Genomic DNA, 11,695 nt, shown 5'->3' with positions numbered 1-11,695 from the left:
AAGGCGCACGTGCGCGTATCGTGCAAATCGGGGGACGTACCTGTTGCGTGCATTTTTGCACGCAACAGGTACGTCCCCCGATTTGCACTGCCCGCTAGAGCTTTGATGGGCCCAAGGGCGGCCCGTCCCAAAAAGTGCCGCGGACCCGCTACAATAGACGGAATGCATGCCGCACATGCACAACCGACGGGAGTTGAGATATGGCCGACGAGTTTTTCGATGACGAGCAGGAGCTGATGGAGGCGGCGGGCGCCGCACCCCAAGATCCTGCCGCCTTGCCCGCGCAGCGCGGCCCGGCCCCATCTCGCGAGGCCGCCCGGGAGACCTCGGCGCCCCCGTTTTGGATGGTCGTCGCCATCGCGGCCATCGCGCTTCTGCTCGGCATGGTCATCGGCTATCTTATCGGCACGTCGACGGCCTTGAACGCCCTGGGGTCCTCCGGGGGCGCCGCCACCCAGCAGAGCAGCGACGCGATCGACTCCTCGGAGGTTCTGCCCGAGGGCCATCCCCAGCTGGACATCAACGAGGACGGCACGGCATCTGTCGCCACGGGCGACGGGACGTCGTCTGCCGGATCGGCGCAGTAGGTAGCGAGCAGGAAGGCGACGTATGGCTTTTGACGCCCAACAGACGCGCCGCGCGCAGGCGATCGTCTTGGCGGCCGCGGCGGTCATCGTGGTCGCGATCGCGGCCGTGGTCTTCTCGGGCGCGCTGGCCCCGGGCGCCGCGACCGGCACCGCGGATTCCACCTCCCAGGCAGCCGACGGCACAACCGACGGCTCCTCGCAGGCCGCAGGACAGGCCGTCACCTCCGGCGAGCACGACATGACCCATGTCGACGCGAACTACGCCTCGGTCGTCGAGCAGCTGCAGGCGCAGTACGACAGCGACCCGAGCAATCCCTCGGCGCTGCTGCAGCTCGCCAACGGCTATTTCGACTGGGGCGTCTCCGCGCGCGACGTGGTGGCCACCGACGAGGACGACGCGCACGTCGTCGACCTGTTCAACCAGGCCATCGCGCGCTATGACGACTATCTCGAGCAGAATCCCGATTCGAAGTCGGTGGAAGTGGACCGGGCCATCTCTATCTTCTACACCGGCGACCGCGACCGTGCCATCGCGGAGCTCGAATCCTTCACCGCGGAAGATGGCAGCTTCGGCCCCGCATGGGCGAACCTCGGCATGTTCTACGAGACCGAGGGGCGCACCGACGAGGCGATAGCGGCCTACGAGCGCGCGATCGAGAGCGACTCGAGCGACGCGTACGGCGTGAAGGACTATGCCCAGCAGCACCTGGACGCGCTCAGCGCCTCGTAGCGGGGCGCGGCTGCGGCGGCGTGCACGTTGAACCGATGAGAACGTAAGGAGCACAACAATATGGAACTCGGAATCACGACGACCCCCACGCCAGAGCGCTACCTCGTGTCCGTTGCGGGCGAGGTCGACATCTCCAACGTGGGCGCCCTGCGCGACCATATCGACCTGGCGCTCGAGCAGCCCACCGCGAAGCTCACGCTCGATTTCGCGAACGTGTCCTACATCGACTCAACGGGCATCGGCGTGCTCGTGGGCGCCGCTCACCATGCGGCGGAGCACGAGAAGGGCTTCGAGGTCATCAACGCCCAGCCCAACGTCATGCGCGTGGCGCAGCTTCTGGGCGTCGACAAGGAGATCGGCATCGTCGGGGCATAGCCTCGATGCCCTCGCGCATATCGCCGTGCGCATTTCGCGTACGCGATTCGTGCCGGCGATCCGCGCGGTATACTTCAGCAGTTGTATGAATCGTCTGCCCGCCGGGTACCGCACCCGGCGGGCCCGCATGAGCAAACAGGAGGTTTTCCGTGCCTAGTATCGGCGGAACGGAACTGGTAATCATCTTGGTGTTTGCCTTCCTGCTTTTTGGTCCCGACAAACTCCCGCAGATGGGCCATACGATCGGCCGCGCGCTGCGTCAGTTCCGTCAGACGCAGGAGAAGCTGACGAACGTCGTCCAAACCGAGGTCGTCGACCCGATGGCCGCGGCCGCGAGCGCGCCCAAGGCCAAGGCGGCCGAGCAGGCGGCGGTCGATGACGAGGATGCCGATCTCGACGCATCCGAGGGCGCCGAGGCGGCGGCACAGCCCGAGGCGCCTGCGTCCGCCGAGCCCGAGGCCGAGGCCGAGCCTGCCGTGCAGACCACCGAGGACCTGTACGCCCGCCGTCCGCGCAAGCACCGCGCGTCGAAGGCCGCCCAGGCCGAGGATTCCACCGATTCCGTTGAGGGAGGCGAGCAGTAATGCCCATCGGACCCGCGCGCATGCCGCTTCTCGACCACCTGGGCGAGCTGCGGCGCCGTCTCACCATCATCGTCGTGTCGGTGCTCGTGGCCACCGTCGTGATGTACTTCGCCACGCCGGTGCTCGTCGACATCCTGAAGGACCCCATCCTGCCGTCGCTGCCCGAGGGCACCAATCTTTCGATTTACACGTCGCTCGGCGGCTTCGCCATCAAGTTCGGCTTGGCCATCAAGGCCGCCGCGGTCATGTGCACGCCGATGATCGTGTGGCAGATCCTTGCGTTCTTCCTGCCCGCGCTCAAGCCCAACGAGCGCAAGTGGGTGGTGCCCACGGTGCTTATGGCCACGCTGCTGTTCTTCATCGGTGCGATCTTCTGCTACTTCGTCATCGTGCCGGCCGGCTTCGAATGGCTGATCGGCGAGACGCTGTCCATCGCCAACATCGCCCCCAACCTCGAGGACTACATCAACATCGAGATCCTCCTCATGATCGGTTTCGGCGTGGCCTTCGAGCTCCCGCTCATCGTGTTCTACCTCGCCGTGTTCCACATCGTGCCGTACGCGACGTTCCGCTCCGCATGGCGCTACATCTACGTGATCATGCTCGTGGTGTCCGCCTCCGTGACGCCGGATGCGAGCCCGGTCACGCTGTTGTTCATGTACGCGGCGATGCTCGCGCTCTACGAGATCTCGCTGTTCGTGACGCGCATCGTCATCGTGGCGCGCGAGGGCAAGAAGGGCCTGACCGAACGGCGCATCAGCCTGTTCTCCGATGACGAGGACGACGAGTAGGTCTGCCCATGCATGAACTCGGCTTGGTTTCGGGAGTTCTTGACGTGGTGACGCGAACGGCGCGCGAGGCGGGTGCTTCGCGCGTCGTTTCTGTTTTGCTGCGTATCGGCGACATGGCGGAGGTGAACCCCGAGTCGTTCGACTTCGCGTGGGACGTCTTGCGCGAAGACGACCCCCTGACCGCGGGGGCGACCGTCGAGGTCGAGTACGTGCACCCGCGCAGCGTATGCAGCGCGTGCGGCGAGACGTTCGAGCACGATCGGTTCCATCTGCGCTGCCCCGCATGCGGAAGCCGCGAGACCCATCTGGTGGCCGGGCGCGAGATGGACATCGTCTCCATGGAGATCGAGGACGAGACGTAGGGCAAGGCGGGGACGTCTTGTCAAACTGAGGAGGAACGAATGGCGGAAAAGACGGTAGCTATCGGCAGCTCCATCCTGTCGCGCAACGAGCGGATCGCATCCGAGCTGCGCGAGCGGTTCGCGCGGACGGGCACCTATGTGGTGAACGTGCTGTCGAGCCCGGGCTCGGGTAAGAGCTCGACGATTCTCGCCACGAACGAAATCCTGCGCGACCGGTTCGGCTACCGCTGCGCTGTCATCGAGGGCGATATCGCGAGCGATGTGGACGCCATCAAGATGAAGGCCGCGGGCATGCCGGCCATCCAGATCAACACCGGCGGCCTGTGCCATCTCGAGGGCAACATGATCGGCCAGGCAATCGATGCGCTCGATGCCGGCGTGGGCCTCGATGCCATCGACGTCATCTTCATCGAGAACGTGGGCAACCTCGTGTGCCCCGTCGACTTCGATCTGGGCGAGAACCTCTCGATCATGATCCTGTCGGTGCCCGAGGGGGACGACAAGCCCATCAAGTATCCCGGCATCTTCCAGCACGCCGGGGCGCTGCTGCTCAACAAGATCGATGTCGCGCCCGCGTTCGACTTCGATATCGAGGGCTACCATCGCGTGCTCGACGACCTGAACCCCACAGCACCCCGGTTCTCGGTGAGCGCCACCAAGGGCGGGGGCATGGAAGCGTGGGCAACGTGGCTCGCGCATCAGATCGAGATGGCGCGAGCGTAGGCAAAACTCCTGCTCAGAGCATACGCAACCGATAGTTGCGGCAAAATTCCCACCAGACTTGCTGGCGCGCTACCGTGCGTTCTCGGTACGGTACAGCTGCCATCCCGCCGAGGGAGGCACCGGACACCCAAAGCGTGCAAACATGGGGACGTATCTGTTTCGTGCACTATTGCAAACATGGGGACGTATCTGTTTCGTGCACTGTTGCATGCATGGGCAGAATCGGATCGTCGACCGGTGCCTCCCGCGGGAGACGCCGGTCGATTCGTCTCGCGTCGGGCGCTTGCGCGGTGTCCCGCGAAAAGGATCTGCCCGGTTTTTCCGGACGCGTTCCAGACGGATCGGATCGTCGACCGGGGAGGCGTATCGATATCGGTAGAATCTCGTATGGTCGCAAGGTCGACGGACGCGTGTCGTCGGCGAAGGGAGTTCACATGAACGTGCAGATCGCTCAGCGCTTGGCCGAGCTTCGGCGCGCCAAGGGCTACAGTCAAGAAGCGCTTGCCAACGAGCTGGGCCTGTCCCGTCAGGCTGTTTCCAAATGGGAGCGCGCGGAGAGCTCGCCGGATACGGAGAATCTGATCGCGCTCGCGCGCCTGTACGGCGTGAGCCTCGACGACCTGTTGAACGTGGACAAGGATATCGAGGACGATGTCGCCTTCGAGAACGCCGAGCGTGCCGAAAAGACGGCGCGGGCCCAAGCGGAGCGGGAGGAGGCCCTGCGCGAGCAACGGGCCCATCAGGCTGTCTCTTATACACATCTAGATGTGTATAAGAGACAGGTTGCGGGGCCGCCCGTCGACCCCACCGTGCCGTAGGTCCAGCAACAACGGGAAAGAAGTCGGCTTCAAATAAGTGGCCCTGGTGATGATAGACAGCTAGATGTGTATAAAGGACAGTCCGATACTCTGCGCCGCCGCGGCCCGTGGCGCTCGTTTCCGTACAGCGTGGTCGCGACTATCTTCTTCTTCGTGTTCTGCTTCGGCTTCCATGCGTGGACGACCGCGTGGCTCGTGTTTCTGACCATCCCCATCTATCACTGGATCGCCAACATCATGGACGATTCGCTCGGAAGGGGAGACGACGGCACAGCGCCCGCGGCGCCGCAGGGCGTCCGATCCGATGAAGAGGGGAGGCGATAGCCATGTCGCGTCTTTCGCAGGGCGACAAGGTGAGGGTCGGCGTCGGCATCGCGGCGATCGCGCTCATCCTCATGATCGCCGCTTCGGGGTGGTCCGGGCTGTTCACGCGCTGGTTCCCCGTCATCCAGATCGGCGGCTTCTCGATCGGGTCGAAGCCCGTTTCGCTCGAGGCCCCCATCGACCGCTCCGAATCGTTTGCCGCCTCCGAGGTGGACGATCTCGATATCGATTGGAAGTGCGGCTCGATCAGGCTCGTTGCGGGAGATGGGGACCAGATTCGCGTCATCGAGCGCGTTGCCGCCGGCGACTACGAGATGGATCCGCGCAACGCCACCTTCACGCAGGAGGGCAAGACGCTCAAGATCGATGACGGCCTGCCCGATAGCGGCGGCACGTATCCGCACATGGAGCTTGTCGTCGAGGCGCCCTGTGACGATGCGCTCATGTTCGGCAACGTCGACATCGAGAGCGTCAGTTCGACCATCGATGTCGAGCGCGTTGTCAGCGAGGATCTCTCGGTCGCAAGCGTGAGCTCCAACATCACGCTCGACGGCATCCGCGCGCAGGACGTGTCGATCGGCGGCGTCAGCGGCCCCGTAGAGGTTTCCGGAGAGGTTTCCGAGGAGCTGGACGTCTCCACGATGAGCGGCGGGGCGTACCTGACGTTGACCGAGGGCGCGCCGAGCGAGATCTCGGTATCCACCGTCAGCGGCGCCATCGAGCTCGATGTGCCGGACGGGCTAGGGTTCACGCTTGCGGCCGACACGGTCTCGGGAGGACTGTCGACGCCCTTTGAGCTCAACACCGTCGATGAGGACGGCTCCTATGTCATCGGAGACGGCGCCTGCGACATCGACCTCGGCAGCGTGAGCGGACGAATCCACATCGCCTAATGCACGCACGGGGACGCACGCTCGGGGACGTACCTGTTCCATGCACTTATGCAAATCCGGGGACGTACCTTCCGCGTGCACTAATGCACGCAGGGGACACCCCTGACCCGCTATCGGGGACGGGAGCACACGGCTGATCGCCCAAAGCCTGCCATCTCGACGTGGCGGCATCAAGGATCTGCCATGTGCGCCTGTCCCCGATGGTGCATCTTGGGCTCGCGCGCGGGCAAGGGGTGTCCCAGCGCGTGCGCTAATGCACGCGCAAGGTACGTCCCCGGATTTGCAAAAGTGCACGCGGAAGGTACGTCCCCGCGCGTGCAGTACTTTGCGTGCGGGTGAAAAAATTCGCGCTTGCGGCTCACTTGTGGTACGTTGCGGTACACGACTTGACGCCCGCGGCCGTGCGCCGCGGGCACCATATATACGTAAGGAGCCGCTTTGAAGCTCGTCATCACCGAGAAGAACGACGCCGCCCAGCAGATCGCGCGCCTGCTGTGCAGCGTCGGCAAGCCCAAGGCCGACAAGGTCTACAACACGCCCGTCTACCGCTTTACGGTCGACGGCGAGGAGTGGGTCACCATCGGTCTGCGCGGCCACATCCTGGCCCCCGATTTCCCCACGGAGCTCAAATTCGACAAGAAGCTCGGCTGGTATGCGATCTCCCAAGACGGCGAGATGTTGCCCGCGGACGTGCCCGACGGGCTCGCCCGCCCGCCGTACGAGTCCAAGCGCAAGCCCTTCCTCAAAGACGGCATCGACATCAAGGGCTGGAAGGTGCCGAGCCTGCCGTATCTCGTGTGGGCGCCCATCGAGAAGCTTCCCGCGGAGAAGGAGATCATCCGCGCGCTCAAGAACCTTGCCAAAAAGGCCGATTCCGTCGTGATCGGCACGGACTTCGACCGCGAGGGCGAGCTCATCGGTTCCGACGCGCTCGCCATGGTGCGCGACGTCGCCCCGGACGTGCCCGTATCGCGCGCCCGCTACTCCGCGTTCACCAAGGCCGAGATCGACCACGCCTTCAACAACCTCGTGGAACTCGACCAGAACCTGGCCGATGCGGGCGAGTCGCGCCAGTACATCGACCTCATCTGGGGCGCGGCGCTCACCCGCTACCTCACCATGGCCAAGTTCGGCGGTTTTGGCAACGTGCGCTCCGCCGGCCGCGTCCAGACGCCCACGCTCGCGCTCGTCGTGGAGCGCGAGCGCGAGCGCTTGGCGTTCAAGCCCGAGGACTACTGGGTCATCTCGGGCGAGGCGGCGCCGCAGGGCGCCGGCGAGGAGGACGCGTTCAAGATCGCGCACAGCGCCGGGCGCTTCACGGACGAGCAGACGGCCGCGACGGCGTTTGCCCATGTCGAGGGCGCATCGACCGGCACCGTCACGAGCGTGGTGAAGAAGAGCCGCACCCAGCGCCCGCCGACCCCGTTCAACACCACCTCGCTGCAGGCGGCCGCCGCCGCGGAGGGCATCAGCCCGGCGCGCACCATGCGCATCGCCGAGTCGCTCTACATGGACGGCCTCATCTCGTATCCCCGCGTCGACAACACGGTCTACCCGCGTTCGCTCGACCTGCGCGCCACCGTGAAGGCCATCTCGGGCGTCCCGCAGTACGCGCCCGCGTGCCGCGAGCTGCTCTCGCGCGAGAAGCTCACCGCGACGCGCGGCAAGACCGAGACAACCGACCACCCGCCGATCTACCCCACGGCCGCGGCGGATCCCACCAAGCTCGAGCCCGCCCAGTGGAAGCTCTACAACCTCATCGCGCGCCGCTTTCTGGCCACGCTCTCCGACCCCGCGGTCATCGAGGGGACCAAGATCGAGATCGATGTCGCCGGCGAGCCGTTCCAGGCTTCGGGCGACGTGCTCAAGGTCGCCGGCTTCCGCGCCGTATACCCCTTCGGCCTCAAGAAGGACGAGCAGCTGCCCGCGCTCGAGCAGGGCGATACGGTCGACGTGCGCGACATGCAGCTCGAGGCCAAGCAGACCGAGCCCCCGGCGCGCTACAGCCAAGGCAAGCTCGTCCAGGAGATGGAGAAGCGCGGCCTGGGCACCAAGTCCACGCGCGCGAGCATCATCGAGCGCCTCTACCAGGTGAAATACTTCAAGGGTACGCCGAGCGGCCCCATCGAGCCGAGTCAGCTCGGCATGGCGATCATCGACGCGCTGCACGAGTTCGCGCCGCGCATCACCACGCCGGACATGACCAGCGAGCTCGAAGAGGACATGACGCATGTCGCCGAGGGCGCCGACACGCAGGACCAGGTGGTCTACCACTCGCGTGCGCTGCTCGCCGGCATGCTCGATGCGCTGATCGAGCACAAGGACGATCTGGGTGACGCCATCTCCGATGCGGTGACGGCCGACGCCAAGGTCGGCACGTGCCCCAAGTGCGGCAAGGACCTCGTCATGAAGACGAGCGCCAAGACCCGCGGCAGCTTCATCGGCTGCATGGGCTGGCCGGACTGCGACGTGACCTATCCGGTTCCCTCCGGCGTGCGCGTGAGCCCGCTCGAGGGCGAGGCGGCCGTGTGCCCCGAGTGCGGTGCCCCGCGCATCAAGTGCCAGCCGTTCAGGCAGAAGGCGTACGAGGTGTGCGTGAACCCCAAGTGCCCGACCAACTACGAGCCCGACCTCAAGGTGGGGGAGTGCTCGGTATGCGCCGCGGCCGGCCGTCATGGCGACCTGATCGCGCATAAGTCCGAGAAGAGCGGCAAGCGCTTCATCCGCTGCACGAACTACGAGGAGTGCGGCGTGTCCTATCCGCTTCCCGGGCGCGGCAAGCTCGAGGCGACCGGCGAGGTGTGCGAGCACTGCGGGGCCCCGATCGTGGTCGTGCAGACCGCGCGCGGCCCCTGGCGCATCTGCGTGAACATGGATTGCCCGAGCAAGGAGAAGAAGGCCGCATCGGGTCGCGGACGCAAGAGTGCCTCGTCGAGCACGAAGAAGACGACAGCCAAGAAGTCGACCTCGGCAAAGAAGTCGTCTTCCAAGAAGTAGCCTGCCGGATTCACGGTTGGATTCACGGTACGCCATAGGCACGCCGACCTGTTCACGGTACGCCATGGGCACGTTTTCCACTCGAAAACGTGCCCATGGCGTACTCTCGGTGAAGCCGCGTGCCTATGGCGTACCGTCGATGTGCCGACCATCGGGCGCGGCGCCTCTCAACTTCTTGCCGTTTGGGGCGCATGGGTGGCCATTCGCCGATTACGTTTCTCTGCGCGGGCGCACGCCTACGGGTTTGAGCTGCGCGGTAAGAAGCATGTCAATCCCCGTTTGAGACCGGTAAGGCATCTTGCTGATACGGTTTCTCCGCAAAGGGGGTGTTGCAGATGGGCGAGAGGAAGCAAGCGTGCGCCGACCGTCTGCTGGATGAGGCGGAGCACGCGTATCGGCTCGCGTTCGCTTCGTCGCATACTGAGGTCATGGCATTGAAGCGCAGGCGAGATGCTGGTCGGGTGGTTGAGCCGGCGAAAGGCTATTTCGCACGAAGCGACGTGTACAAGAGCCTCTCGAAACGCGCCCAAGCGATGTATCTCATCCGTGCCGTGGCTCAAAAGCATCCTACGTGGATCTTCGCATCCTTTTCCGCTGCCCTTGTCTACGGGCTTCAGGTTTCTCACCGGTACCTGGACACGGTGCACATCGTCGTCGGATCTCATGAACGTAAATACAAGCCTGGCGGGTTTATCACCTGCCATCAGATGGGGGATGTCGAGCCTATGGTCGTGGCGGGCATCCGGGTGACATCACTCTTCCAGACGCTGCTCGACTGTGCCTGTTCCGCAAGCTTTCGCTACGGTCTTGCTGTGGTCGATTCCGCTGTGCATTGGAACCTGACGACGGTTTCGGAGCTCAAGGTGTATTTCGACAGTTGCGGTAAGAGGAAGCGTGGGATTGCGACGGCACGCAAGGTGCTGCAATGGGTCGACGGCAAAAGCGAGAACGGCGGGGAGTCCGTCGCCCGCGCCGTCATGATCGAACTCGGCTTCGTGGTTCCCGAACTGCAGCGCGAGGTTGTCGATCCCATGGATTCGACTCAGGTAAAGCGCGTTGACTACTATTGGCTTCTGTCCGACGGAACCGAGGTTATGGCGGAATTGGATGGAAAGGGAAAATACAAAGGGACGGGCGATGTCGCGAAGGATATCGAGGCGGCGATCGAGAACTTTTCCGATGAGCGCTTGCGCGAATCGCACCTCAACCTCACGAGGGCTCTCGTCGTCCGCTTTTCATTTGCCCAGGCGATTGACGAGGATTACATGCGCCGCTTGTTGACCTGTGCAGGGATACCGCTCCGCGAGGCGTCGTAAGCGGACAATCGACGGTACGCTATAGGCACGCCGGCCTGTTCACGGTACGCTATAGGCACGTTTTGCACTCGAAACCGTGCCTATAGCGTACTCTCGATGAGGCCGCGTGCCTATGGCGTACCGTCGATTCAGGTCATGCTGCGGAACGCGTAGTTTGGGAAGCGCTGATCAATTCATTCCGCGCCGGTTGCCCCCGTGGCGGGCGCCTACGCGCTCAGACTGCGTCGCCGCAGCGCCACTGTGCCTTCCTCGCCTTCACCCGCATCCGCCTCGCCACGGGGCCGATCGCCTCGAAGGCAATTGATCAGTGCCGCCCAGGGGTCCTGGGGTATGATGACGGGGTGCAACCGAAGGGAGATCGAATGCCGTTTATCACGCTTGAAGGAATCGACGGCTGCGGTAAGTCGACGCAGGCGCGCCTGGTCGCCGCGGCGCTCAAACATGCCGGCCATGAGATCGTGAGCCTGCGCGAGCCGGGCGGCGTGGCCATCTCCGAGAAGATACGCGCGCTTCTGCTCGACCCCGAGAACAAGGCGATGTGCGATACCTGCGAGCTGTTGCTCTACGAGGCGGCGCGCGCCCAGCTCGTGCACGAGATCGTGCGCCCCGCGCTCGCCGAGGGCAAGGTGGTCGTATGCGACCGGTTCTTCGACTCCACGTCGGCCTACCAGGCGTTCGCGGGCACGGTCGCCCGTGAAGACGCCGACGTCGCGAACGCGCTGGCGGTCGGTGACTGCGTGCCCGACCTCACGCTCGTGTTCGATATCGACCCCGCCGCCGCGGCATCGCGTCGCGAGCAGCGCGACGACGCCCCGGACCGCATGGAGGCCAAGGGCCTGGAGTACCAGCAGCGGGTCGCCGACGGATTCCGCACGATCTCGCGCGAGCATCCCGAGCGCGTGCGCCTCGTCGACGCGACCCAGCCCATCGATGCCGTGTTCGCCTGCGTGCTGGCGGAGCTCGCCGGCGTGGGCCTTGCCGTCTCCGCCGACGATGCGCGCTCGGCGCTGTCGGCGCTGATGGCGCCTGCGGAGTAGCGATGTCCGCATCGGCGAACAACAGCCTGCTGGCGCAGCTCGACACGCAGCCGCGCGTGCGGGATTTCCTGGAACGCGCCGTCCGGACCGACCGCGCGAGCCACGCGTACCTGTTCGTGGGGGCGCCCGGATCGGGCAAGCTCGACGCGGCCTGGGCG

The 11,695-nt window shown here is 64.9% G+C and carries 13 protein-coding genes and 1 pseudogene; all 14 read left to right on the top strand.

Annotation, left to right across the window (positions count from 1 at the left end; translation table 11 throughout):
• Nucleotides 1-200 precede the first annotated feature (200 nt).
• A complete protein-coding gene (locus BN3789_RS00670; protein WP_066828741.1) occupies nt 201-587 on the top strand; it encodes a hypothetical protein in 387 nt (128 codons plus the stop codon).
• A gap of 22 nt (nt 588-609) precedes the next feature.
• Nucleotides 610-1,317 (top strand): tetratricopeptide repeat protein, encoded by a 708-nt coding sequence (locus tag BN3789_RS00665; protein WP_066828740.1) that lies wholly within the window; start codon nt 610-612, stop codon nt 1,315-1,317.
• A gap of 60 nt (nt 1,318-1,377) precedes the next feature.
• Entirely contained in the window at nt 1,378-1,692 is a 315-nt protein-coding gene (locus tag BN3789_RS00660) for an STAS domain-containing protein (RefSeq protein WP_066828737.1), read from the top strand.
• Between the two features lie 149 nt (nt 1,693-1,841).
• Nucleotides 1,842-2,276, top strand: coding sequence for a twin-arginine translocase TatA/TatE family subunit (locus BN3789_RS00655; RefSeq protein ID WP_066828732.1), 435 nt, complete (start codon nt 1,842-1,844; stop codon nt 2,274-2,276).
• The gene (gene tatC, locus BN3789_RS00650) at nt 2,276-3,067 is read left to right on the top strand and encodes a twin-arginine translocase subunit TatC (RefSeq protein ID WP_187119093.1); all 792 of its coding nucleotides are present in this window, start codon (nt 2,276-2,278) and stop codon (nt 3,065-3,067) included. The genes BN3789_RS00655 and tatC overlap by 1 nt, the downstream gene beginning before the upstream one ends.
• An 8-nt stretch (nt 3,068-3,075) precedes the next feature.
• Nucleotides 3,076-3,429 (top strand): hydrogenase maturation nickel metallochaperone HypA/HybF, encoded by a 354-nt coding sequence (locus BN3789_RS00645; RefSeq protein ID WP_066828730.1) that lies wholly within the window; start codon nt 3,076-3,078, stop codon nt 3,427-3,429.
• A 39-nt stretch (nt 3,430-3,468) separates the two neighbouring features.
• Nucleotides 3,469-4,152 (top strand): hydrogenase nickel incorporation protein HypB, encoded by a 684-nt coding sequence (hypB, locus tag BN3789_RS00640; RefSeq protein WP_066828728.1) that lies wholly within the window; start codon nt 3,469-3,471, stop codon nt 4,150-4,152.
• 434 nt (nt 4,153-4,586) lie between these two features.
• Nucleotides 4,587-4,970, top strand: a complete 384-nt coding sequence (locus BN3789_RS00635; protein WP_066828726.1) for a helix-turn-helix transcriptional regulator — start codon at nt 4,587-4,589, stop codon at nt 4,968-4,970.
• Between the two features lie 66 nt (nt 4,971-5,036).
• Complete coding sequence (locus BN3789_RS00630) at nt 5,037-5,294, top strand: hypothetical protein (protein ID WP_066828724.1); 258 nt, start codon at nt 5,037-5,039, stop codon at nt 5,292-5,294.
• 2 nt (nt 5,295-5,296) lie between these two features.
• The gene (locus tag BN3789_RS00625; protein WP_066828722.1) at nt 5,297-6,187 is read left to right on the top strand and encodes a DUF4097 family beta strand repeat-containing protein; all 891 of its coding nucleotides are present in this window, start codon (nt 5,297-5,299) and stop codon (nt 6,185-6,187) included.
• 438 nt (nt 6,188-6,625) lie between these two features.
• Nucleotides 6,626-9,184: a DNA topoisomerase I gene (locus BN3789_RS00620; RefSeq protein ID WP_066828720.1), complete on the top strand. Its 2,559-nt coding sequence runs from the start codon at nt 6,626-6,628 to the stop codon at nt 9,182-9,184.
• Nucleotides 9,185-9,519: 335 nt separating this feature from the next.
• Nucleotides 9,520-10,500 (top strand): hypothetical protein, encoded by a 981-nt coding sequence (locus tag BN3789_RS00615; protein ID WP_066828718.1) that lies wholly within the window; start codon nt 9,520-9,522, stop codon nt 10,498-10,500.
• 362 nt (nt 10,501-10,862) lie between these two features.
• Nucleotides 10,863-11,537: a dTMP kinase gene (gene tmk / locus BN3789_RS00610; RefSeq protein ID WP_066828716.1), complete on the top strand. Its 675-nt coding sequence runs from the start codon at nt 10,863-10,865 to the stop codon at nt 11,535-11,537.
• A gap of 2 nt (nt 11,538-11,539) precedes the next feature.
• Nucleotides 11,540-11,695 (top strand): annotated as a pseudogene (locus BN3789_RS12550) (DNA polymerase III subunit delta'); the annotation flags it as partial.

Origin of the sequence: Collinsella ihumii, from assembly GCF_900046475.1 — a bacterium.
Classification (GTDB): domain Bacteria; phylum Actinomycetota; class Coriobacteriia; order Coriobacteriales; family Coriobacteriaceae; genus Collinsella; species Collinsella ihumii.
Note: the sequence above shows the minus strand (reverse complement) of the source record. Positions and strands in the feature narration are given on the sequence as shown.

Bases quoted from the DNA above. Each gene is read 5' to 3' on its own strand.
- BN3789_RS00670 (WP_066828741.1), top strand. From the start codon at position 201: ATGGCCGACGAGTTTTTCGATGACGAGCAGGAGCTGATGGAGGCGGCG.
- BN3789_RS00665 (WP_066828740.1), top strand. From the start codon at position 610: ATGGCTTTTGACGCCCAACAGACGCGCCGCGCGCAGGCGATCGTCTTG.
- BN3789_RS00660 (WP_066828737.1), top strand. From the start codon at position 1,378: ATGGAACTCGGAATCACGACGACCCCCACGCCAGAGCGCTACCTCGTG.
- tatC (WP_187119093.1), top strand. From the start codon at position 2,276: ATGCCCATCGGACCCGCGCGCATGCCGCTTCTCGACCACCTGGGCGAG.
- BN3789_RS00645 (WP_066828730.1), top strand. From the start codon at position 3,076: ATGCATGAACTCGGCTTGGTTTCGGGAGTTCTTGACGTGGTGACGCGA.
- hypB (WP_066828728.1), top strand. From the start codon at position 3,469: ATGGCGGAAAAGACGGTAGCTATCGGCAGCTCCATCCTGTCGCGCAAC.
- BN3789_RS00635 (WP_066828726.1), top strand. From the start codon at position 4,587: ATGAACGTGCAGATCGCTCAGCGCTTGGCCGAGCTTCGGCGCGCCAAG.
- BN3789_RS00625 (WP_066828722.1), top strand. From the start codon at position 5,297: ATGTCGCGTCTTTCGCAGGGCGACAAGGTGAGGGTCGGCGTCGGCATC.
- BN3789_RS00615 (WP_066828718.1), top strand. From the start codon at position 9,520: ATGGGCGAGAGGAAGCAAGCGTGCGCCGACCGTCTGCTGGATGAGGCG.
- tmk (WP_066828716.1), top strand. From the start codon at position 10,863: ATGCCGTTTATCACGCTTGAAGGAATCGACGGCTGCGGTAAGTCGACG.